This window comes from Aeribacillus sp. FSL K6-2833 (assembly GCF_037965815.1).
Lineage (GTDB): Bacteria > Bacillota > Bacilli > Bacillales > Aeribacillaceae > Aeribacillus > Aeribacillus composti.
In genome coordinates this window covers 1,630,709-1,652,152 of record NZ_CP150189.1, presented here as the reverse complement: position 1 = coordinate 1,652,152, position 21,444 = coordinate 1,630,709, and the positions used below count along the sequence as shown (strand labels likewise).

The 21,444-nt window shown below is 41.1% G+C and carries 24 protein-coding genes; all 24 read right to left on the bottom strand.

What is annotated here, in order from left to right; all coding sequences use genetic code 11:
• Positions 1-34 precede the first annotated feature (34 nt).
• Positions 35-1,000, bottom strand: a complete 966-nt coding sequence (gene dprA / locus NSQ94_RS08250; protein WP_339230543.1) for a DNA-processing protein DprA — start codon at positions 998-1,000, stop codon at positions 35-37.
• Positions 978-1,880 (bottom strand): succinate--CoA ligase subunit alpha, encoded by a 903-nt coding sequence (sucD, locus tag NSQ94_RS08245; protein WP_066246522.1) that lies wholly within the window; start codon positions 1,878-1,880, stop codon positions 978-980. The genes dprA and sucD overlap by 23 nt, the downstream gene beginning before the upstream one ends.
• A 17-nt stretch (positions 1,881-1,897) precedes the next feature.
• On the bottom strand, positions 1,898-3,058 hold the full coding sequence (sucC, locus tag NSQ94_RS08240) for an ADP-forming succinate--CoA ligase subunit beta (protein ID WP_063388418.1): 1,161 nt from the start codon (positions 3,056-3,058) through the stop codon (positions 1,898-1,900).
• A gap of 118 nt (positions 3,059-3,176) precedes the next feature.
• Positions 3,177-3,446 carry an EscU/YscU/HrcU family type III secretion system export apparatus switch protein gene (locus tag NSQ94_RS08235; protein WP_063388419.1) on the bottom strand — a complete coding sequence of 90 codons (270 nt, stop codon included), beginning with the start codon at positions 3,444-3,446 and terminating at the stop codon, positions 3,177-3,179.
• Positions 3,443-4,930, bottom strand: a complete 1,488-nt coding sequence (locus NSQ94_RS08230; protein WP_327873758.1) for a hypothetical protein — start codon at positions 4,928-4,930, stop codon at positions 3,443-3,445. The genes NSQ94_RS08235 and NSQ94_RS08230 overlap by 4 nt, the downstream gene beginning before the upstream one ends.
• A gap of 5 nt (positions 4,931-4,935) precedes the next feature.
• Positions 4,936-5,697, bottom strand: a complete 762-nt coding sequence (locus NSQ94_RS08225; RefSeq protein WP_232515767.1) for a ribonuclease HII — start codon at positions 5,695-5,697, stop codon at positions 4,936-4,938.
• 286 nt (positions 5,698-5,983) lie between these two features.
• Positions 5,984-6,838 carry a ribosome biogenesis GTPase YlqF gene (ylqF, locus tag NSQ94_RS08220; protein ID WP_063388422.1) on the bottom strand — a complete coding sequence of 285 codons (855 nt, stop codon included), beginning with the start codon at positions 6,836-6,838 and terminating at the stop codon, positions 5,984-5,986.
• A 9-nt stretch (positions 6,839-6,847) separates the two neighbouring features.
• A complete protein-coding gene (gene lepB / locus NSQ94_RS08215; RefSeq protein ID WP_063388423.1) occupies positions 6,848-7,399 on the bottom strand; it encodes a signal peptidase I in 552 nt (183 codons plus the stop codon).
• A gap of 211 nt (positions 7,400-7,610) precedes the next feature.
• On the bottom strand, positions 7,611-7,952 hold the full coding sequence (gene rplS / locus NSQ94_RS08210; protein ID WP_063388424.1) for a 50S ribosomal protein L19: 342 nt from the start codon (positions 7,950-7,952) through the stop codon (positions 7,611-7,613).
• Positions 7,953-8,081: 129 nt separating this feature from the next.
• Complete coding sequence (trmD, locus tag NSQ94_RS08205; protein ID WP_063388425.1) at positions 8,082-8,816, bottom strand: tRNA (guanosine(37)-N1)-methyltransferase TrmD; 735 nt, start codon at positions 8,814-8,816, stop codon at positions 8,082-8,084.
• Positions 8,813-9,334, bottom strand: a complete 522-nt coding sequence (rimM, locus tag NSQ94_RS08200; protein ID WP_066246531.1) for a ribosome maturation factor RimM — start codon at positions 9,332-9,334, stop codon at positions 8,813-8,815. The genes trmD and rimM overlap by 4 nt, the downstream gene beginning before the upstream one ends.
• Before the next feature lie 10 nt (positions 9,335-9,344).
• Positions 9,345-9,725: a YlqD family protein gene (locus NSQ94_RS08195; RefSeq protein WP_063388427.1), complete on the bottom strand. Its 381-nt coding sequence runs from the start codon at positions 9,723-9,725 to the stop codon at positions 9,345-9,347.
• A gap of 184 nt (positions 9,726-9,909) precedes the next feature.
• Positions 9,910-10,140 carry a KH domain-containing protein gene (locus tag NSQ94_RS08190; RefSeq protein ID WP_327862768.1) on the bottom strand — a complete coding sequence of 77 codons (231 nt, stop codon included), beginning with the start codon at positions 10,138-10,140 and terminating at the stop codon, positions 9,910-9,912.
• Positions 10,141-10,152: 12 nt separating this feature from the next.
• Positions 10,153-10,425, bottom strand: coding sequence for a 30S ribosomal protein S16 (gene rpsP / locus NSQ94_RS08185; RefSeq protein WP_063388430.1), 273 nt, complete (start codon positions 10,423-10,425; stop codon positions 10,153-10,155).
• A 96-nt stretch (positions 10,426-10,521) separates the two neighbouring features.
• Positions 10,522-11,862: a signal recognition particle protein gene (gene ffh / locus NSQ94_RS08180; protein ID WP_066246533.1), complete on the bottom strand. Its 1,341-nt coding sequence runs from the start codon at positions 11,860-11,862 to the stop codon at positions 10,522-10,524.
• A gap of 11 nt (positions 11,863-11,873) precedes the next feature.
• Positions 11,874-12,206, bottom strand: coding sequence for a putative DNA-binding protein (locus NSQ94_RS08175; protein ID WP_063388432.1), 333 nt, complete (start codon positions 12,204-12,206; stop codon positions 11,874-11,876).
• 94 nt (positions 12,207-12,300) lie between these two features.
• Positions 12,301-13,284, bottom strand: coding sequence for a signal recognition particle-docking protein FtsY (gene ftsY / locus NSQ94_RS08170; protein WP_063388433.1), 984 nt, complete (start codon positions 13,282-13,284; stop codon positions 12,301-12,303).
• A gap of 16 nt (positions 13,285-13,300) precedes the next feature.
• Entirely contained in the window at positions 13,301-16,867 is a 3,567-nt protein-coding gene (gene smc, locus NSQ94_RS08165; RefSeq protein ID WP_339230541.1) for a chromosome segregation protein SMC, read from the bottom strand.
• 86 nt (positions 16,868-16,953) lie between these two features.
• Positions 16,954-17,694, bottom strand: a complete 741-nt coding sequence (gene rnc / locus NSQ94_RS08160; protein ID WP_327873754.1) for a ribonuclease III — start codon at positions 17,692-17,694, stop codon at positions 16,954-16,956.
• Positions 17,695-17,807: 113 nt separating this feature from the next.
• The gene (locus NSQ94_RS08155; RefSeq protein WP_063388436.1) at positions 17,808-18,041 is read right to left on the bottom strand and encodes an acyl carrier protein; all 234 of its coding nucleotides are present in this window, start codon (positions 18,039-18,041) and stop codon (positions 17,808-17,810) included.
• 63 nt (positions 18,042-18,104) lie between these two features.
• Entirely contained in the window at positions 18,105-18,848 is a 744-nt protein-coding gene (fabG, locus tag NSQ94_RS08150; RefSeq protein ID WP_063388437.1) for a 3-oxoacyl-[acyl-carrier-protein] reductase, read from the bottom strand.
• 2 nt (positions 18,849-18,850) lie between these two features.
• Complete coding sequence (fabD, locus tag NSQ94_RS08145) at positions 18,851-19,792, bottom strand: ACP S-malonyltransferase (protein ID WP_339230538.1); 942 nt, start codon at positions 19,790-19,792, stop codon at positions 18,851-18,853.
• 2 nt (positions 19,793-19,794) lie between these two features.
• Complete coding sequence (gene plsX, locus NSQ94_RS08140) at positions 19,795-20,796, bottom strand: phosphate acyltransferase PlsX (protein ID WP_063388439.1); 1,002 nt, start codon at positions 20,794-20,796, stop codon at positions 19,795-19,797.
• On the bottom strand, positions 20,780-21,382 hold the full coding sequence (fapR, locus tag NSQ94_RS08135; protein WP_063388440.1) for a transcription factor FapR: 603 nt from the start codon (positions 21,380-21,382) through the stop codon (positions 20,780-20,782). The genes plsX and fapR overlap by 17 nt, the downstream gene beginning before the upstream one ends.
• Between the last annotated feature and the right edge of the window lie 62 nt (positions 21,383-21,444).

Sequence of the window (21,444 nt, the reverse complement as noted above, 5' to 3'; positions counted from 1 at the left end):
TATTCATCATCTTCCGCCTTTAGACGCAAAAAAATTATTCTTCTTCATACATCGGCTTTAATTCTTCTATAATCTCATCAGGTGACAGGGCAAGCGCTGCCCCTTCCTTTAACAATTGTATATTCCCTTGAAATAATGGATCAAATAATGGCACCGGGGGTGAAAAAACGATTCTCCCTTGTTCCAAAGCATGCTGGGCAGTGATGAGAGAACCGCTTCGTTTGGAAGCTTGAGCAACAAAGGTTCCTAAGCTTAATCCGCTAATAATTCTATTTCGCATTGGAAACATCCATTTTTCCGGTCTTTTATATGGAGGATGCTCAGAGAGGAGAAGATGCTCCTTTTGGATGATTTTAGCCAGCTCCATGTTTTCTTTCGGATAAATATGATCAAATCCGCCAGCGATTACGGCAATTGTTTTCGAATTTTCCTCAATGGCCGTCCAATGGGCTTTCGCATCAATACCGAGGGCAAGCCCGCTGATTATCGTCCATTTTTGCTTCGCCAAATGCGTAACAAAATATTGAACAAGGTCGCAGCCATATTTCGATGCATGACGGGTTCCGACAACGCTTAAATTTCGGATATTTTTTAATAGACTAATATCCCCTTGGCAAAATAAAACGGGAGGCGGATCAAAAATATGCTTTAAATACGTTGGATAATGGGAATCAATGATCGTAATCAGGTGGATATTCCTGTTTTTATAATAGTTTAGCAGGCTCTCCGTTGAAATGGATTGGTAATCTTCTATAAACGTTGAATAGTTTTTAGGAGGAATAAACAGACGGGTGGCTAATGTTTGAGGCGTTAGATGCAGAGCTTCTTCATACATGCCTTCCTGTTCAAAAAGCTGAACGATTCTTCTCTTTGCCGCACCTTTGCAATGAGCGAGTTTTATTAATAAATTTCTAGGATTAATAGCCCTCACCTCAATTCTATAAAGAAGGAATAGCCTTGTGGCTACTCCTTTTGTTTTAATGAGTTTTGCATTTTTCATATAAACCTTTTTCTTTTAAAACTGAGATTAACGTCTCACCAATAACGGAAGGAGTATCTGCGACTTTAATACCACATTCATTCATTTTCTTAATTTTTTCCGCTGCTGTTCCTTTACCTCCGGAAATAATTGCGCCCGCATGTCCCATGCGTTTTCCTGGAGGTGCTGTTTGTCCGCCGATAAATCCTACGACTGGTTTCGTCATGTTTGCTTTAATCCATTCAGCTGCTTCTTCTTCCGCTGTACCCCCGATTTCACCAATCATAATGACGGCATATGTTTCCGGATCTTCGTTAAATGCTTTTAGCACATCAATGAAGTTTGTGCCGTTTACAGGGTCCCCGCCAATTCCAACAGCCGTTGACTGACCAATGCCTGCTTGCGAAAGCTGATGAACCGCTTCATATGTCAAAGTACCTGAACGGGAAACGACTCCGACATGTCCCTTAGTGTGGATATATCCAGGCATAATGCCGATTTTACATTCGCCAGGTGTGATGACTCCCGGGCAGTTCGGTCCGATTAATCGAGTTTTCTTTCCTTCCATGTATCTTTTTACTTTGACCATGTCTAAAACCGGGATATGTTCTGTAATACAGATGACTAGGTCAAGCTCCGCATCAACCGCTTCCATAATGGCATCCGCTGCAAAAGGAGCTGGGACATAAATAACGGAAGCATTGGCACCGGTTTGTTTCACCGCTTCTTCAACCGTGTTGAAAACCGGAACTCCTTCGACTTCCTGACCGCCTTTGCCTGGGGATGTCCCGCCGACAATCTTCGTTCCGTATTCAAGCATTTGTTTCGTATGGAATAACGCAGTAGATCCAGTAATCCCCTGAACGATTACTTTTGTATCTTTATTAATAAATACGCTCATTCTTCTCCCTCGCTTTCCTATTTCACTAATGAAACGATTTTTTGCGCCCCGTCTGCCATAGACTCTGCAGATGTAATATTTAGGCCTGACTCTTCTAGTATTTTTTTACCAAGCTCAACATTCGTTCCCTCAAGACGAACGACTAGCGGGATCGTCAAGCCAACTTGTTTTGTCGCTTCAACGACACCTTGTGCGATGACATCGCATTTCATAATGCCTCCAAAGATATTGACGAAAATCCCTTTTACGTTTTCATCCGACAAAATAATTTTAAACGCTTCCGTAACCTTTTCTGCCGTTGCGCCGCCGCCGACATCTAGGAAGTTTGCTGGCTCACCGCCGTAATATTTAATAATATCCATCGTTGCCATGGCAAGACCTGCTCCGTTTACCATGCACCCGATATTGCCATCAAGAGCTATGTAGCTTAAATCATATTTTGAAGCTTCAATTTCTTTCGGATTTTCCTCATCTAAATCACGATATTCCAACACATCTTTTTGACGGTATAATGCATTGGAGTCAAAGTTTAGTTTAGCATCCAAAGCCATAACCTTTCCGTCGCCTGTAACGACAAGCGGGTTAATTTCCGCAATAGAGCAATCCTTTTCGACAAATACTTGATAAAGTCCCAACATAAATTTAACAGCTTGTCCGACTAATTCTTTCGGAATGTTAATGTTAAATGCGATTCGGCGAGCTTGGAAAGGTTGAAGTCCTACTGCCGGATCAATATATTCTTTGAAGATTTTTTCCGGTGTTTTCGCTGCCACTTCTTCAATTTCGGTGCCGCCTTCTTCAGACGCCATCAAAACAACGCGGGAGGTTGCGCGATCAACAACAAAACCAACATAATATTCTTTTTTAATGTCACAGCCTTCTTCAATTAAAAGACGTTTGACTTCTTTTCCTTCTGGTCCTGTTTGATGTGTAACGAGCGTTTTTCCTAACAATTCACTAGCATACTCGCGAACCTCTTCTAAACTTTTCGCTACTTTTACTCCGCCAGCTTTCCCGCGGCCGCCAGCATGAATTTGCGCTTTGACTACCACTACGTCAGTACCCAGCTCTTTTGCCGCTTCAACCGCTTCCTCAACGGAAAACGCAACTTTGCCGTTCGGTACCGTGACGCCGTATTTTCTGAGGATTTCTTTCCCCTGGTACTCATGGATATTCATATCCCATCCTCCTAACTTATGTATCTTAGCCTTTTCGAGGCAATTTTAGACTGCGCTTTCATTGTATAAAAATGTTTCATCATTGTCTACCATTCTTTATAAAAAGACGTCGTTTATTTCATCTTTGCTGGTCTAAGCGGTATATAAAGCTTAAAAGCTCAGCTACCACTTCATAAAGCTCCTCGGGAATTTGCTCATTTATTTCCACTTCTGACAAAAGTTCAATAAGCGAGGGATCTTCTTGAATCGGAACATTGTTTTCTCTCGCTTTTTCAATGATTTTTTCAGCGACATACCCTTTACCTTTTGCCGATACTTTTGGCGCGGCGTCCTTTTCATCGTTATAGCTGAGGGCAACAGCTTTTAAATCTTTTGTTTCTTTTTTCATATTTTGATGTCCACCTTCTGGTAAGATTGTCCGGAAATGACCTTTTGAGTTTGTTCATCCGTTTTTCCTTTTTGGATAGAAACTCCTGTTAAAACATAATTGATTTGTTTTAAATTTTCCTGAAGGCTTCCCAAATGCTGAACAATATCGCTTTCTTCAAGAATGTCGTTGTAAATCGTAACTTTTACAGCGCGATTTTGAATGAATACGTCCACTACTGTTTCTTTTATTTCTTTTAAATACAATGAAAAAATGATTCGGCAAAAATTAGGATTTATTTTTTCTGTTTCGTCTTTTTTTCCGTTGATTTGGATTGTAATATCCGTCCATTGCTCTCCTAACTGAATCGGGACATGAATAAAAAATTGTTCAACAGGTCCTTTTTGTTCCCGCATAAAATGCTGTCCGTTTATGTAATCTAAAGCGCGCTCCATCGCCCCTCTTAAACTTGAATGTTCCATATTTTGCAAATATTTTATAAGCAGTGTCTTTAATGGCCATTCACTCTGACCGCTACTGCTTTCAGCATGTTCAAATAAGCCGATTTTGGCTATCGCTGTTTTTAACAATTGTTTCACTTCTTGAGCGGAAACGTTGTGGATGCTTTGCTGAAACATCGCTTTCAGCGTATTTTTTTCTTCCGCGTTCAGCATTTGTCCAATTCTACTTCCGTTCGCCTTGTCTTTTGTGAATGGTTGAAGCAATGCTTGCTCACTGTTTTCATTCAGTATAAGCTGCTTAATGGCTAGCGGATTTTCTTTCATCCAAAATTCAAGCTTATTCAACAATTGCTTGGAAAAGGTGTCATTTCTTTCTCGCAATATTTGGTTCACTTCTTCGGCTTTATATAGAAAACGAAGGTTTGTAAGCTGAAACAGGTTTCGGTTTAGATCTTTCATGTCCTCGGCTCTTCCGCTATTGTTTAACATTTCGTCTAATTGAAAAAGGAGCTGAGACAGCTTCTTCTCATCTTGAACAGCCAGCAAAGGACGGATGACATGCTCCGCAATTGGCAGTTTTTTTTCAAAAGCGATGAGAAGCGCCTGAAATAAACTTTCACGAGGAGCTTTTCCCTTAAAGGACTGCAAAATGTTGATGGCAAGAGCCAAGTCTTTTTTGGAAAAAGGAATTTCATTTTCCAGCAGCAAATCAATAAGCTGCGAGGCCATATTGTCAGCAGGCAGGCGGAAATGTTCAAGAATAGCTCGGCCTGTATGACCTTCATCTTTTTCCGGAAACAAAAGCTTCAGTCTGATTCCGCTTTCCGTTACTTCAGTCTGAAACCAATAAGTTTTCATTGCTTGAATATCCGCCTCAACAGCAGCGGTTAATTTCATTTTTCCAATTGCAAGCAATGCATGAGAATTAGGATAAATTTTCAACACTTTTCCTTTCACAATCTCTTGATCTTGAAATGTTTTGGCCGCGGGATCAAAAAGAGATTGAAGACTTATCTTCCTAAGAAGAGCAGATATTTCATTCATTCTTATCACCCGTTAAAAAAGTTTAACGCATCTTGTACCGGAGCAAAGCTTTTCCGATGATGCTCCGTCACACCGTGCTTCTCGATCGCTTCCAAATGCTGCTTTGTACCGTAGCCCACATGACGTTCAAAGCCGTATTCCGGAAATTGCTTTCCCAGCTCTTCCATGTACCTGTCTCTCACAACTTTTGCGACGCAGGAGCTTGCTGCAATCGTAATGCTTTTTTCATCACCCTTAATGATGGAAAGCTGCGGAATATTAATTGGTAATTCAAGAGCATCAATCAATAAATGATCCGGCTTTCCCTGCTTTAATTGATCAATGGCTAAAAGCATTGCTTTTTTTGTCGCATTGTAAATGTTTAGTTCATCAATTTCTTTTGCCGACACAAACCCAATCCCGACATCTACTGCCAGATCCATTATGTATTGAAAAAACTCTTCCCGTTTTTGCTTCGAAATTTTTTTCGAGTCCGTCAGCCCCGGCAAATAAAATTCATCAGGCAAAATCACGCAAGCAGCAACGACCGGACCTGCAAGACACCCTCTTCCCACTTCATCAATGCCTGCCAGCATTCGAAATCCCTTTTCTTTCAATTCTCTTTCGTATTTGCACATGTTTTGAAACTGCTGTCTCAATTGCTGCTCTTTTTCATATTGCTTCAGCCATTTTTTTACTAATTTTTGGACGGTTTTCCGCTCATCTTTTTGGCAGGCAAGAAAAAAAGGGTCGTTTATATCATGGATGGCACTGAGCTTTTCTTCAATTTCCTTCGCCGTTAAATTCAACTTTCTTCAACCTCTCCCTTAATATTTGCATTTGTAAATTTCGTTCGAATAGTTTGTACATGAACGGCTTCCTCGGCTGCAATTTGATTAAGCGTCTATTTTTCACATGCTCAAATGACTTTCAAGACTTTTTTACTATTTCCCGAAAGCTCTTTACCCGTCAAGAAAGGAAAACCGATTAACCGGTTAAGCGCCGATTGCACCGCTTCTCTCAAGTGAACGAGTTTTGTTAAAAATAAAATATAGACACGCGGAATGCGTGCCTTTATTCATTTGGCCGGTCAAAACTTATTTTCCCCAGCTTCAATGTCCGAACATCCCTTATGAACACTTCCGCCGTCTTGTCATAGTCTATCAGGCCGCCAGCTGATAAACAGCCTCTTTTTTTTCCAATATGATCAAATAAGTCGACGATTTCATTTTCATTTGATAGATTGTCGATTTGATAGCGATCCATTAAACGATCTGGATAATGCTTGATCAAGTATCGCATCGCATAAGCTGCTACATCCTGCAAATTTAAAATCTCATCCTTAATGGCGCCTGTCGCAGCCAGCTTCAGCCCGACTTCTTCATCTTCAAATTTCGGCCAAAGAATGCCTGGGGTATCGAGCAGCTCCAATTCTTTTCCTGTCTTGATCCAGCTTTGCTGTTTCGTTATGCCTGGACGATCGCCGGTTTTGGCAATGTTTCTTCCTGCAAGGCGATTGATCAGCGTTGATTTGCCGACATTCGGAATTCCAACAATTAATGCGCGGATCGCCCTTGGTTTTACCCCTTTTGCTTTCATTTTTTCACGTTCTTTTTCGAGCAGTTCTTTTGAAAGCTGCACGATTTGTTTTAGTCCTGATCCTGTTTGCGAGTCGATGGCTATTGATGCAATGCCCTGTTCTTTGTAGTACTGAATCCATTCTTTCGTAATGCTTTCGTCTGCCATATCCTTTTTATTTAAAATTAAAATTCTTTTTTTATTGGCAATAATGTCATCAATCATCGGATTTCTCGATGACTGAGGGATTCGGGCATCGACAAGTTCATAGACAATATCTATCAGTTTCAATTTTTCAACAACTTGCCGTCTCGCTTTTGCCATATGCCCTGGAAACCATTGAATCGTCATCTACTTCACCTACTTTACAACTCCAAATTCAGAAAGCGGCCAATAAACAAAATTAGTTTTCCCCATAACTGATTCAATCGGAATGGTCCCTATATGCCGCGAGTCTTTGCTGTATCTTCTATTATCACCCATAACAAACAATTCGCCTTCAGGCACAGTTGATCTTCCAATAATGTCTTCAAGTTTAAATGGTTCTGTTAAAGGGCCATCCACGCCGTTTTGTTTATATTTTTCCAAGTATGGCTCTTCATACTTCTTGCCGTTAATGTAGAGGGTGTCATCTTTATATTCTATATGATCGCCAGGCAAACCGATGACACGCTTAATGTAGTCTTTCTCTTCCGTTGCATGAAAGACGACAATGTCAAAGCGTTTTATTTCACCAAGCTTCGTTCCGATTTTATTCACGATCATTCGGTCCTGGTCTTGTAATGTCGGCATCATGGAAACTCCATCAACGACAATCGGAGCAAAGAAAAACGTCCGAATGACGACCGCCAACAAGACGGCGACACCTAGAGCTTTCATCCACTCAAAAAATTCATTTTTTTTACGTGACATTTCTTTCACACCTTTATGTTTTTAAAATGGTTTTTTATTTATTTTAATACAATTATTGGCTTAACAAAAGAACATGTCCACCTATTTTTAAACAGATTATGCTTTCGTTAAATAATTTTTTCCAAAAATATTAAATGAATTCATAAGTGAATGACTGCTCACATGACAAAAGGGCCTGTATTGAATACAAGCCCTTTTTATGTTCGAATGTTTATCTTTCTTTAATGCGAGCTGCTTTACCATGTAGATTGCGCAAATAGTAAAGTTTTGCACGACGCACTTTGCCTCGGCGAACAACTTCGATTTTCGCAATTCTTGGAGTGTGCAGCGGGAATGTACGTTCAACACCTACGCCGTAAGAAACTTTACGAACGGTAAATGTTTCGCTAATACCGCCGCCGCGGCGTTTAATCACAACTCCTTCAAAAACCTGAATCCGTTCACGGGAGCCTTCAACAACCTTCACGTGAACACGGACGGTATCCCCAGGTCTAAATTCAGGCAAATCTGTGCGAAGTTGTTCTTTCGTAATTTCTTCAATTAATTTTTGCATCGCAATCATCTCCTTCCAACAGATGCTCATACAAGATGCTTGCAGCGGAACATCGTTTTAAAAAGACAAGACCGGCTGTCTATGTCACAAAACGTATCTTATCATAGGAAACAAACCATTTGCAAGCATTCATTTCGCCTTTTTTATTTCTTCCAGCCATTTTTTTTGCTTTTCCGTTAAAGAATAGCCGTCCAATAAGTCAGGTCTGCGCTCCCATGTTCTTCGGAGCGATTCTTTTTCCCGCCATTCGGCTATTTTTTCGTGATGGCCTGACAATAACACATCAGGCACCTTCATCCCCCTGAATTCAGCAGGGCGGGTGTAATGCGGATGTTCAAGCAGTCCCGTTGAAAAAGAATCATTTTGGTGCGATTCTTCATTTCCGAGAACACCTGGTAGAAGACGCACAACACAGTCAATGATGACCATCGCGGCAAGCTCGCCGCCTGTCAGGACAAAGTCTCCAATTGAAATTTCGTCTGTCGCAAGAAAACGGATTCTTTCGTCGTAGCCTTCATAATGGCCGCAAATAAATATTAGATGATCTGCTTGAGCCAGCTGCTCTGCTTTTTTTTGGGTAAAGCGTTCTCCTTGTGGACAAACAAGTATGACTTTCGAATGCTGTGCGTTTCGCTTTTCTTTTACAGCCTCAACAGAATGAAAGATCGGCTCCGGCTTTAATACCATGCCGGCACCGCCACCGTACGGATAATCATCGACCGACTGATGCTTGTCTGTTGAATAGTCTCGAAAATTAATAACGTTAATCGAAACAGCATCCTTCTCCTGAGCTTTTTTTAAAATCGATTGGTTAAAAACTCCAGCGAACATATCAGGAAATAAAGTCAGTACATCAATAATCATTTGTCCAATAACCCTTCCATAGGAAAAATGATGACTCGCTTCTCTTTCACATCAATATGTTTCACAACATCCTCGATATATGGAATCAACAAATCTTTTTTGCCTTTTCGTTTGACAACCCACACATCGTTGGCACCGGGCGTTAAAATTTCATTTATGATCCCCAGCTCATCACCGTCTTCGGTATACACGGAGCATCCGATGATTTCATGAAAATAATATTCTCCTTCATCCAGGCTGCCAAGCTGGCTTTCTGGAACCTTTATGTCTGAGCCTTTAAACGGCTCAACCTCATTGATCGAATCATACCCTTCAAAAGACAATAAATCAAAATTTTTATGAATTCGATGAGATTTGACAATAACTTCAACAGGCTCTTTGTCTTTTTGAAAAATGTATAAACGGTTTCCGCGTTTATATCGCTCATCAGGAAAATCAGTTACGGAAACGACGCGCACTTCGCCGCGAATTCCGTGCGTATTGACAATTTTTCCGACTTGAAACCATTTTTCGGCCATATGATCACCTCTAGCGAATCTCTTTTACTACTCCATCTTCGATCACAATCGTTTTTTCATTCAGCAATTGATCCCAGTTGTCGCCTTCTTTTACTTCGATTACTGCGTTCACTTCCCGTTCTTTTAATTCGCTGCCTAGAGGGAGCATATCGATTTGCTGAAGCTTAAATTCCATCAACTTCATTTTTTCCTTTCTTTTGTTGATTTCCTGATGGTACTGGGAAATGATGGACTGGTTTTTTGTTGTTTTTTCAGCTTTTTTCAGCTGAAAATATAATTGATCGCATTCCCGTTTCATTTCTTCTTTTTTTGCCTGCCATTTATGAATCAGTTTTTCCTTGCTGTTTTCCGTCAATATTTGCTTTACTGTGATCGGATAAATGATTTTCATTCCTCTCTCCTCCAGTCATAAAATTGCTCCGAGGAGTATATTCATGGAAGATCCCTCCCGGCTTTTCCCTTCTGGCCAGAAGAGGGAGGTCTGGAATCGTCGCAATTTCAAATGTGATTTTTTGATCCTGCGAAATCAGCTTTTCTTCTTTTGTAAAAAAGGCGAGGAGCAATCCCCTCACCTTTTAATCATTAATTTTAAGCGTTACTCTCATTGATTTGCCGCTAGCCGCTGCATAAACGACCGTCCTGATCGCTTTTGCAATACGGCCTTGTTTTCCAATCACTTTGCCAATATCGTCTTGGTGAACAGAAAGAGTATATACAATTTCACCTTTTTTCTCCTCTCTCTTCACCTTGACTTCATCCGGATGATCAACAATAGCTTTGGCAATTGTTGTTATTAACTGTTCCATAATAATCACACATTATTTACTATATTTCGCATTGTGGAATTTTTCCATAATCCCTTGTTTCGAAAACAGGTTACGAACAGTGTCAGACGGTTTTGCACCGTTTTGAAGCCACTTAAGAGCCAATTCTTCGTCAATTTTCACTTCAGCAGGATCCTTTACTGGATTGTACGTACCGATCGTTTCAATGAAACGTCCATCTCTAGGAGAACGGGAATCAGCTACAACAATGCGATAAAATGGAGATTTTTTTGCACCCATGCGTTTTAAACGAATTTTAACTGCCATATTTTTTTACACCTCCGAAATATTTTCAACAAAATAGAATATTATCAATGATCAAAAAGTTTGTAAAGTGTTTTTTCTTAACAGAATAAATTTTTATTACATAAAAGGAAATTTAAATCCTTTTCGCTTGCCTTTTGTCATTGAAGTCATTTGCTTCATCATTTTTTTCATTTCTTCAAACTGCTTTAAAAGCCTGTTTACTTCCTGGACAGAAGTACCGCTCCCTTTAGCAATCCGTTTTCTTCTGCTTGCATTAATAATTTCCGGCTTCTCTTTTTCTTCTTTTGTCATGGAGCGGATGATCGCTTCAACGTGGCTTAGCTGCTTTTCATCAACTTGAATGTTTTTCAAGCCTTTCATTTTCCCTGCACCAGGCAGCATGGAAATCAACTCATCAAGAGGACCCATGTTTCTTACTTGTTCAAGCTGCTCTAAAAAATCATCGAAAGTAAAAGACATCGTCCTCATTTTTTCTTCCAGCTGCTTCGCTTTCTCCTGATCGACGTTCTCTTGAGCCTTTTCGATCAGGGTCAAGACATCTCCCATTCCTAATATACGCGATGCCATTCGTTCGGGATGAAACGGTTCGAGCGCATCCAGCTTTTCGCCCATCCCGGCAAATTTAATCGGAGCACCTGTTGCCGCACGAATGGAAAGCGCAGCACCGCCACGTGTATCCCCATCAAGCTTTGTCAAAATAACACCGGTAATGCCAAGCTCATCATGAAAGCTTTTTGCCACATTGACGGCATCTTGTCCAGTCATGGCATCGACAACGAGAAAAATCTCATCAGGATTTGCAGCTTCCTTCACCTGCTTTAATTCATCCATCAGATTTTCATCGATATGCAAGCGTCCGGCTGTATCAATGAGAACATAATCATGATGCTCATTTTTGGCATATTCCAGCGCCTGTTTGGCTATTTCAACAGGGCTTACCTTGTCGCCGAGTGAAAATACAGGCATGCCAAGCTGCTTTCCTAATGTTTCTAATTGTTTAATGGCTGCAGGACGATAAATATCAGCTGCAACAAGAAGCGGGTTTCGGTTATGTTTTTTTCGCAAGTAGTTGGCAAGCTTTCCAGTCGTAGTCGTTTTCCCTGCACCTTGAAGGCCCGCCATCAAAATCACCGTCGGCGGCCGTTTGCTTACGGCAATTTTGCTCTGCTCGCCGCCCATCAGCTCGGTCAGCTCTTCTTTCACTACTTTGATAACTTGCTGGCCTGGTGTCAAGCTTTTCATGACTTCCTGGCCAACAGCCCTTTCGCTGACTTTCTTAATAAAGTCTTTGACGACTTTATAGTTGACGTCCGCTTCCAAAAGAGCAAGACGAACTTCCCTCATCATTTCTTTGACATCCGCTTCAGAAACCTTTCCTTTGCCGCGGATTTTAGCCATCGTGTTTTGCAGTCGGTTGGCTAATCCCTCAAAAGCCATGGCGGCTCCTCCTAATCCAGTTTTTCCAAAAGATGAAGTAGTCGGTCAAATTCTTCCTTCATTTCTGATTGGAAAGGCAGACCTTTCAGCTTTTCAATTATTTTTTTACGCTCTTGAAATTTCTTGAACAGCTGAAGCTTCTGCTCGTATTCCTCCAGCATCATTTCCGTCCGTTTTATGTTGTCGTACACTGCCTGGCGGCTGACGTTGTATTCTTCAGCAATTTCACCTAGGGAGTAATCATCCAAGTAGTACAGAGACATGTAGCTTTTTTGCTTTGGCGTCAACAACGACTGATAAAAATCAAATAAATAATTCATCCTCGTTGTTTTTTCAAGCAACATCAACACCCCCTGTTGTTAAGTGAATTGCCTTTACATGTTTTTAGTGTATCGATTCTAACTGTAGATGTCAAGTTTTTTTCTTAACACAATTACGTTACGCTTCATCTACTAAATCGGCAAACAGCCCATAAACATATTTCTCTGCATCAAATTTCTCAAGATCGTCCATTTTTTCGCCAAGCCCCACCAGTTTTACAGGAATGTTCAGCTCATTTCGAATGGCTAGAACAATTCCTCCCTTCGCAGTGCCGTCCAATTTTGTCAAGGCAATTCCAGTGACATTTGTCGCTTCTGAAAACTGTCTTGCCTGGCTCATTGCATTTTGTCCGGTTGTCGCATCAAGGACAAGCAGCACTTCATGCGGAGCACCTGGAATTTCCCGTTCGATAACCCGCTTTACTTTCTCAAGCTCTTTCATTAAATTCATCTTATTTTGAAGCCGTCCAGCAGTATCACATAATAAGACGTCTACTTTTCGAGAGCGAGCGGCCTGAATGGCGTCATACACGACGGCAGCAGGATCAGAGCCTGCCGATTGTTTAATCACATCTACGCCAACCCGATCCCCCCAAACTTCCAGCTGTTCGATGGCGCCTGCTCGGAACGTGTCGCCGGCAGCAAGAAGGACAGATTTTCCTTCTTCTTTTAATCGATGTGCAAGCTTTCCGATCGTCGTCGTTTTTCCAACACCATTGACGCCAACAAACAATACGATGTTTAACCGGCCGTCTTCAATGTTTAAATCGGTAGGAGCGCCGTCTTCTCCTTGGTAAATTTCAACAAGCTTTTCGGAAATGGCAGCGCGCACTTCCTTCGGTTCTTGAATGTTTCGCCTTTTCACTTCCATTTTCAATTCATCGATCAAGTCCATGACCGTTTGAACGCCGACGTCGGCAGTAATCAAAATTTCCTCTAATTCCTCGAAAAATTCTTCATCAACCTTTCGATAGCGCGAAACAAGTTCATTTAAGCTTTCTGTAAAAGAGCTTCTCGTTTTTTCAAGCCCTTCTTTAAATTTTGCCGTTACTGAATCCTTCTGCTTTGAAATTTTTTCTTTTAATTTCTTAAAAAAACTCATTTATTTTTTCTTCCTTTCACGACGATTTCACATATCTAACTGTATCTTCCAAGCGGACGGATACAACTTTTGACACTCCCGATTCTTGCATTGTCACACCATATAAAGCATCCGCTTCTTCCATCGTCCCTTTCCGGTGGGTGATGACAATAAATTGAGTATTCTCACTGAAACGCTTCAAAAATTTAGAAAATCTTTGAACGTTTGCTTCATCTAATGCCGCCTCTACTTCATCGAGAACACAAAACGGAACAGGACGTACCTTTAATATGGAAAATAGAAGGGCAATTGCAGTCAAAGCGCGTTCGCCTCCGGACAGCAGGCTTAAATATTGCAGTTTTTTCCCTGGAGGCTGAGCAATAATGTCCACTCCGGTGTTTAACAGATCGTCGGGATTTGTCAAAATTAAATCCGCTTTTCCGCCTCCGAACAGTTCTTTAAAAACGATATCGAATTGAGAACGTATTTTGGCAAACATTTGGGAAAACTGCTTTTTCATTTCTTCATCCATTTCGGCGATGACTTTAAAAAGAGTTTCTTTTGCATTCAATAAATCGTCCCTCTGTTCTGTTAAAAACTCATGCCGTTCACGCACCCGCTCGTACTCATCAATTGCCCCTAAGTTTACGGTTCCAAGCTCTTCTAATGCCAGTTTAATCAGCTTTACTTTTTTCTTCGCCTCTTCTTTCTCCATCTGTAAAGGAAAGCGGGCCTTTGCTGCTTCAAAAGTTAGCTTATACTCATTTTGCAAATAATTCAAGAGCTGATCAAGCTCCACATCCAGCCTGTTTAATTTCACTTCTTCATCTTTTAGAACGTCCGTCAGTTGTTTATGAGCGCGCTTCAGCTCTTTCCATTCTTTTTCTTCTCGTTCCAGCTCTTCTTGCATGCTCATTCGCTGGCGTCTGCGGGATGCGATCAATTCAATTGTTTTATTTTTGTCCTCAAGCTTCTCCTTTTTTATTTCTTCCAATTGGATTTCACCGGAGTGATCGCGGTCGATTTCATCCAATAATAGTTGTAAATCTTTTTCCGCCTCTTTCTTTTTTTGATTCGCCAGATGATATTCTTTTTCAAGGCGTGCTAATTGTTCCTTACTATTTTTAAAGGATTCCTCTTTTCCTGCAAGAATAATTTTGAGCTCTGTTATTTCCTGCATCCATTCTTCCTTTGATTTTTGCTGTTTCTCCTTCTTCTCGGCCAGCTGACGAATCTCTGAATCTAGCTGTTGTATTTGTCCTTCCATTTGTTCGATGGAGGACAGCAATTTTGTTTTTCTTTCATCTAACTTCTCCTGTTCTTCTACATAGGCGATTTTTTCAGCATCGTAAAGCTTCAAATGATCATTAATATTTCGCTCTTTTAATTCAATTTCCCTCAAGCTGCCCTTCAAAGCTTGCTCTTCCATTCGCAAAGAAGATCCTTCTTCCCGCAGATCATCAAGCTCTTTCTCTTTTTTGGCAATCGATTGCTTCAGATTTTTTACTTCTTTTTCGAGCAAAGCTGTCTTTTCTTCCATTTCCGCAATTTTGTCGCGAATCGACTCAAGCTCTCGGTTTTTGGTAAGGAAAGAAGGTGATTTCTGCTTCACCGCTCCTCCTGTCATCGATCCGCCTGGATTGACTACATCGCCTTCAAGCGTAACAATTCGGTGCGAGTACTGAATTTGTTTGGCAATCGCATTTGCCCCTTCCAACGTTTTTGCAATAATAACGTTTCCTAACAGATTTTCTATGATCGGCTTATATGCTGATTCATATTCCACGAGTTGAGACGCTATCCCGATAAAATCAGGATGGCTTTCTGCAATCGAAAGCTGATATTTCGGGATTGAGCGGCCTTTGATGACAGATAAAGGAAGGAACGTCGCTCTGCCGAATGCATTTTTCTTCAAAAACGCAATCGCCTGTCTTGCCGATTCTTCATCGTCAACGACTATATGCTGGCTTGCCGCGCCAAGAGCAATTTCAATGGCTGTTTCATATTCATGTTTCGTTGTCAACAGCTCGATAGCAGCACCATGTATGCCTTTTAGCTTGTGTTTTGCTTTTAAAACTTCGCGGACACCCTGGAAGAAACCGGTATAATCCTCCTGCATCGCCTCTAGCATTTCTTTTTTTGATTTTGCTTTTTGTAAATATTGATATGCTTGATAAAGCAGCGATTCCTTCTTTTCATATTGTTGTTTTAGGCTTTCCAACGTTTTTAAGCCTGTATGATAAGAGGAAAGCTGATTTTGCAATGTTTTTCCGATTTTAGAAAGCTGTGCTTCTATTTTCCCTTTCTCTTTTTTCAGCTCTTTTCTTTCGGAAATATATTTTTCGTTTGCCTCGTCTAAGCGGTCTGCTTTGACTTTTCGCAAGCTTAGCTGCTCCTCAATATAATTGATTTCATTTCGAGCGCTTGCCAGTTCATTTAATTTTTCAAAATAGTCACTTTTTAGCTGCTCAAGCTTTTCCTCGATGTTTCCATCCAGGCTTAGCAGCTCGTTTTCTTTTTTTTGCAGGAAGGATTTTAGTTCTTTTACTTCTTTTTCGCATGTTTCATAGACGCTTTTTTGCTCTTCTTTTTCTTTTAATAATTGATTTATTTGTTCAGTCAGCTCAGCGATTTGCTCTTTCAACTGCTGTTCGTTTTGCGCCGCATGTTTTTTTCTTTCTTTTAAAACTTCTTTTTTCCCTTCAAGCTTCTCCAGTTCTTCGCTTGCCAAAAGAAGAACTTGCTGCAAATCATTGATTGATTCATCCAATGCACTGATTTGATCCCGCATTTCTTCCAGATTCGCTTCTTTTTTTTGTATTTGCGATGTCAGCTCTAGTTCGCGATCGCGATTTTCTTCGACCGAACGCTTCAATGCTTCCCATCTATCATGAAGCTCTTCAATTTCATGCGCGAGAAGAGCGACCTCATGCTGCTTCAGTTCTTCCTTTTTATCCAAATAATCCTTTGCAATAGATGCCTGCATTTTAAGGGGCTCAATTTGCGCATTCAGTTCATATAAAATGTCTTGAACTCTATTTAAATTTTCTTCAGTTTCAGCAAGTTTTATTTCAGCTTTCTTTTTTCGGGTTTTATATTTTAGCACACCAGCCGCTTCTTCAAAAATTGTCCGCCGATCTTCCGGTTTCGCGCTTAAAATTTCTTCAACCTTTCCTTGGCTGATAATTGAAAACGCTTCTTTTCCGAGCCCGGAATCCATGAACAGGTCGATAATATCTTTTAAGCGGCAAGATTGCTTGTTTATAAAAAATTCACTTTCTCCAGAGCGGTAAACTCTTCTTGTCACACTTACCTCATGATAATCGATCGGCAAAAACTGATCGCCGTTATCAAGAGTTAAAGTGACTTCCGCCATATTTAAACGTTTGCGAGTATCGCTTCCAGCAAAAATAATATCCTCCATTTTGGATCCTCTTAATGATTTTGCTGATTGCTCCCCAAGAACCCATCGAATAGCTTCTGTTATATTCGATTTTCCGCTCCCATTTGGGCCGACAACAGCGGTAACACCGCCAGCAAAATCAACGCTGATCCGATCTGCAAAAGATTTAAATCCTACGATATCTAAACGTTTGAGGAACATGGTGATCCCCTTTCATTCCAAATAAGTTTTTCCTATTTTACCATAACAAAAAATGATCGGAGCAATATCAATAAAAAATCCCCCGTTTATTTTTGGGGGAATTCGCCTAATTTTTGCAATCCTTGTTCAGCTGCATGCTGTTCTGCTTCTTTTTTGGAACGGCCCACTCCTGAACCGATCACCTCTCCGTTTAAAGATACGGTTGCAACAAATTCTTTATTATGAGCGGGGCCTTTTTCTTCCAAAATTTTATAATCCAAAACACCTTTTCCGTCACGCTGAATAAGCTCTTGCAATCTGCTTTTAAAATCCATCACATGAGAAAAAGCACCTTCGTCGATTTTCGGGAAAACGACCTTATTTAAAAAAGAAGTGACTGACTCAAGACCTTGATCCAAATACAAAGCGCCGATAAATGCCTCAAAGACATCAGCTAAAAGAGCTGGACGACCGCGCCCCCCAGTCATTTCCTCTCCTTTTCCGAGCAAAACGAGTTCGCCAAAAGAAAGCTCGTTGGCAAAAGTAACAAGCGATGGCTCGCAAACAATGGCAGCTCTCAGCTTTGTTAAATTGCCTTCAGACATTGTCGGATATTTTTTATACAAGTACTCCGAAACCGTCAGCTCCAATACTGCATCACCTAAATATTCCAGCCGTTCATTGTCTTCATACGGTTTTTTGCGATGCTCATTCACATAGGATGAATGTGTAAAAGCCTGAAATAAGAGCTTTTCATTCGTGAACGTAATGCCGATTTTTGCTTGGAAATCACGAAACTTTTCTATTTTTTTAAAAAAAATTTTTTTTAAATTTGTTTTGTTAGGCATACGTTACCTCCATTTTCTAAACAAATGAAACAACCTCTACTTTATGTTAACAAAAAAAGGGATGAAAAGGGAGAAAGCCCCGCAAAGATACGGGACTTTTTAAAAACATGCAATTATAGTTTGCTCTGTATGTAATTAACTGCATCCCCTACAGTCACAATTTGTTCCGCTTCTTCGTCGGAAATTTCCATGCCGAACTCATCTTCTAATTCCATAACAAGTTCAACAACGTCTAGGGAATCAGCGCCGAGATCGTCTTTAAAAGAGGATTCAAGCTTTACTTCAGATTCATCAACTCCGAGACGGTCGACGATGATCTTCGTAACACGCTCCAATACATCTGCCATAACTTTCACCTCCCTCCAGTATTATAGAAGATTTGTCTTCATATTACTACAACGAATTCAAAATTAATACATGACCATTCCGCCGTCGAGACAAAGTGTTTGCCCTGTCATATAGGAGCTTTTATCAGAAGCAATGAATGTTACCATATTGGCAATATCATTCGGCTCGCCGAAACGTCCGAGCGGAATTTGTTTGAGCATTTCATTTCTTATTTGTTCAGGAAGCTGATCCGTCATATCGGTTGAAATAAAACCTGGCGCTACAGCATTTACTGTAATATTTCGGCCCGCCAGCTCCTTCGCAGTCGTCTTCGTCAGTCCGATAATCCCGGCTTTAGCCGCTACATAGTTTGCCTGGCCAGCATTACCAGCTATACCGACGATCGATGCGATGTTGATGATCCTGCCGGAACGCTGCTTCATCATTTGTCTTGTGACCGCTTTTGTACAATTGAAAACGCCTTTTAAATTTATGTTGATCACGTCGTCCCATTCTGATTCTTTCATTCGCATAAGCAAATTATCTTTCGTGATTCCGGCATTATTTACAAGAATGTCGAGACGGCCGAATCGTTCGATTACTTCATTGACCATGCTGTTTACTTCATCAGCATTTGCAACATTAGCGCGAATGGCAAAAGCTTTCCGTCCTAAGGATTCAATTTCTTTTACCACTTCATTGGCTTTTTCCTCATTACCAGAGTAATTTACAGCAACATCCGCGCCATTTTTGGCAAGATCAATAGCAATCGCTCGGCCGATTCCGCGGCTTCCTCCCGTTACAAGGGCCGTTTTCCCTGAAAGCATAATCATACCTCCTTTATGTCATGAAGAACTGCTTCTAATGATGACAAATCAAAAATATTGTATGTTTTAACGCTGCGATCCACCTTTTTGACAAGACCTGTCAGAACTTTTCCAGCACCGATTTCAATAAACGTTGTCACCCCTGCTTGAATCATCGACCGTACACTTTCTTCCCATCGAACAGGAGAATAAAGCTGCTCAATCAAAAGGCTCTTGATTTCATCTTTATTTTGAACAGGAGCAGCAGTCACGTTTGCGATGACAGGAACGGATGCATCTTGAATGGTCACTTCATCAAGCACTTTGGACAGCTCGCTGGCAGCCGGCTTCATCAATTCAGAATGAAATGGACCGCTTACTTCCAGCGGGATTACCCGCTTGGCGCCCTTTTCTTTAGCAAGCTCCCCAGCTCTTTGTACTCCTTCTTTTGTTCCAGAAATAACGATTTGCCCGGGACAATTTAAATTTGCCAGTTGTACTAGTGTGCCTTCATTCGAGATTTGTTTTGTTATGTTTTCAAGTTCTTCCTGCACCATACCTAAAACGGCAGCCATGGATCCTTCTCCTGCAGGAACCGCTTTTTCCATCAGTTCACCGCGCTTTCTTACAACATAGACTGCATCTTCAACTGTCATGACGTTTGCCGCCACTAATGCTGTATATTCACCCAGGCTGTGTCCGGCAACATAATCAAAAACGACTTCATACTGTTTCAATGCTTCAAAAATCGCAGCGCTTGTCGTCAGCAGTGCAGGCTGTGCATTGTATGTTAACGTCAATTCTTCTTGCGGACCGTTGAAAATAATAGAAGTTAAATCAAAGTCTAAACGTTCATTTGCTTTTTGAAAAATTTCCTTGGAAATGGGAACTTGATCAAAAAAATCTTTTCCCATACCGACTTGCTGAGAGCCTTGTCCCGGAAACAGAAGAGCAGTTTTCCCCATTGTCAATCCCCTTTCAATTGCATGTTCTGAATCGTTTCTTCTATCGTTGAAGATACGGAGTTCGCCACTATTTCCCGAGCCTGGCGAATAGCATGAAAAATAGCCAGCTCATCGGATGAACCGTGGGCTTTGATCACCGGTGCTTTCAGCCCGAATAAGCAAGCCCCGCCATGCTCTGAATAATCCATTTTTTTCTTTAGTCCTTTTAATTTCGGCTTCAAAACAGCTGCAGCAATTTTCGCTGTAAAAGAGCTTGTCAGCGCCTCTTTCATCATGGCAAATACCGAAAGTGCTGTGCCTTCAATGGCTTTCAAAGCAATGTTTCCTGAAAAACCGTCCGTTACTACAACATCAGCCGCTCCTGACAGCAGGTCGCGCGCTTCTACATTGCCGACAAAGTTGATCGGCGATTGAGACAGAAGTTGAAAAGCCTGTTTAGCTAATTCGTTCCCCTTTTTTTCCTCCGTTCCAATGTTGAGCAAGCCAACTCTCGGAGATTTGATCCCTCTCACCTTTTCTGCATAAACGGAGCCCATGATTGCATACTGCTGCAGATGTTCCATTTTCGCATCTGCATTAGCGCCGACATCGAGCATCACAAAGCCTTTTCCATCAAGGGTCGGCAGCGTTGGTGCCAGCGCCGGCCGGTCGATGCCGTTTATACGGCCGATAATAAACAGACCGGCAGTCATAAGCGCGCCTGTATTCCCAGCTGAAATGCAGGCATCCGCCTTTTTGTCGCGAACTCTTTCAGCCATAATGACCATCGACGCATTTTTTTTTCTGCGCACAGCCCGAACAGGTTCGTCGTCATTTTCAATTTTTTCTTCTGTATGAAAAATAGAAACGTTTGTATGTCTTCCTTCTAACAATGGAGTGATCAGCGACTCATTTCCGATTAATTCAATTTCCAAATCAGAAAATTCATCAAGCGCTCTTAATGCTCCTTTTACAACCGCTTGAGGCGCGTTGTCTCCCCCCATTGCATCAATGGCTATCTTCATGTTTTGCCCCTTCCTTTTTAGATTGATTCGCAGATCTGAACATTTCAAATTCACCTGAAAAAACGAGTTCGTTGCCGACATAGCTGTTTACTTCAACAAACGTGCGGCCTTTATCTCGGTCAATGCGAGTGACTTTTGCTTTTGCGACAACGCGCTCATTTTCTTTTACTTGCCGTGTGAAACGGATTGTCGCTTTAGCCGTTAATGCCAATTCATCATCAATGCAAGCGACGGCAAGAGAGTTCGCTTGTGCAAATAGATGATGGCCGCGTGCAATTTGATTTCGGCTAAAAACATGCTCTTTTTTAACATCAAAAATCGAAATAGCTGATTTATCGAGCTCAAGATCAATAATTTCACCGATCACTTCATCAATCGGAAGGGATTTGACTTCATCTTCAAGTTTTCGTTCAGCGACATGCTTGATTCGTTCTCTTAATTCCGGGATCGACAGTTCTAGTCTGTCCAAACGGATGGTTTGGACGCTGACGCCAAATTTTTCAGCTAATTCTTCATCTGTAATAAAAGGCGTTTCTTGAATTGTTTCCAACAATAAACGCTGTCTTTCCTTTTTACTGCGTCTCATTTTTTACACCGTCCGACTAGTATTAAGACTAGGTACTAATAACAAGTATATAATCAAAGAAA

Coding starts and splice junctions, on each gene's coding strand:
- rplS (WP_063388424.1), bottom strand. CDS start 7,952: ATGCAAAAATTAATTGAAGAAATTACGAAAGAACAACTTCGCACAGAT.
- plsX (WP_063388439.1), bottom strand. CDS start 20,796: ATGAAGATAGCCATTGATGCAATGGGGGGAGACAACGCGCCTCAAGCG.
- NSQ94_RS08235 (WP_063388419.1), bottom strand. CDS start 3,446: ATGAAAAAAGAAACAAAAGATTTAAAAGCTGTTGCCCTCAGCTATAAC.
- NSQ94_RS08155 (WP_063388436.1), bottom strand. CDS start 18,041: ATGGCAGATGTATTGGAGCGTGTTACGAAGATCATCGTCGACCGTCTC.
- NSQ94_RS08190 (WP_327862768.1), bottom strand. CDS start 10,140: ATGGAACAGTTAATAACAACAATTGCCAAAGCTATTGTTGATCATCCG.
- trmD (WP_063388425.1), bottom strand. CDS start 8,816: ATGATTATTGATGTACTGACTTTATTTCCTGATATGTTCGCTGGAGTT.
- rpsP (WP_063388430.1), bottom strand. CDS start 10,425: ATGGCAGTTAAAATTCGTTTAAAACGCATGGGTGCAAAAAAATCTCCA.
- rimM (WP_066246531.1), bottom strand. CDS start 9,334: ATGGCCGAAAAATGGTTTCAAGTCGGAAAAATTGTCAATACGCACGGA.
- sucD (WP_066246522.1), bottom strand. CDS start 1,880: ATGAGCGTATTTATTAATAAAGATACAAAAGTAATCGTTCAGGGGATT.
- fabD (WP_339230538.1), bottom strand. CDS start 19,792: ATGGGGAAAACTGCTCTTCTGTTTCCGGGACAAGGCTCTCAGCAAGTC.
- fapR (WP_063388440.1), bottom strand. CDS start 21,382: ATGAGACGCAGTAAAAAGGAAAGACAGCGTTTATTGTTGGAAACAATT.
- sucC (WP_063388418.1), bottom strand. CDS start 3,058: ATGAATATCCATGAGTACCAGGGGAAAGAAATCCTCAGAAAATACGGC.
- ffh (WP_066246533.1), bottom strand. CDS start 11,862: ATGGCTTTTGAGGGATTAGCCAACCGACTGCAAAACACGATGGCTAAA.
- dprA (WP_339230543.1), bottom strand. CDS start 1,000: ATGAAAAATGCAAAACTCATTAAAACAAAAGGAGTAGCCACAAGGCTA.
- rnc (WP_327873754.1), bottom strand. CDS start 17,694: ATGCCTAACAAAACAAATTTAAAAAAAATTTTTTTTAAAAAAATAGAA.
- NSQ94_RS08195 (WP_063388427.1), bottom strand. CDS start 9,725: ATGAAAATCATTTATCCGATCACAGTAAAGCAAATATTGACGGAAAAC.
- ylqF (WP_063388422.1), bottom strand. CDS start 6,838: ATGACGATTCAATGGTTTCCAGGGCATATGGCAAAAGCGAGACGGCAA.
- NSQ94_RS08230 (WP_327873758.1), bottom strand. CDS start 4,930: ATGAATGAAATATCTGCTCTTCTTAGGAAGATAAGTCTTCAATCTCTT.
- lepB (WP_063388423.1), bottom strand. CDS start 7,399: ATGTCACGTAAAAAAAATGAATTTTTTGAGTGGATGAAAGCTCTAGGT.
- smc (WP_339230541.1), bottom strand. CDS start 16,867: ATGTTCCTCAAACGTTTAGATATCGTAGGATTTAAATCTTTTGCAGAT.
- NSQ94_RS08175 (WP_063388432.1), bottom strand. CDS start 12,206: ATGTTGCTTGAAAAAACAACGAGGATGAATTATTTATTTGATTTTTAT.
- fabG (WP_063388437.1), bottom strand. CDS start 18,848: ATGCTTTCAGGGAAAACGGCCCTTGTAACGGGAGGAAGCCGCGGAATC.
- ftsY (WP_063388433.1), bottom strand. CDS start 13,284: ATGAGTTTTTTTAAGAAATTAAAAGAAAAAATTTCAAAGCAGAAGGAT.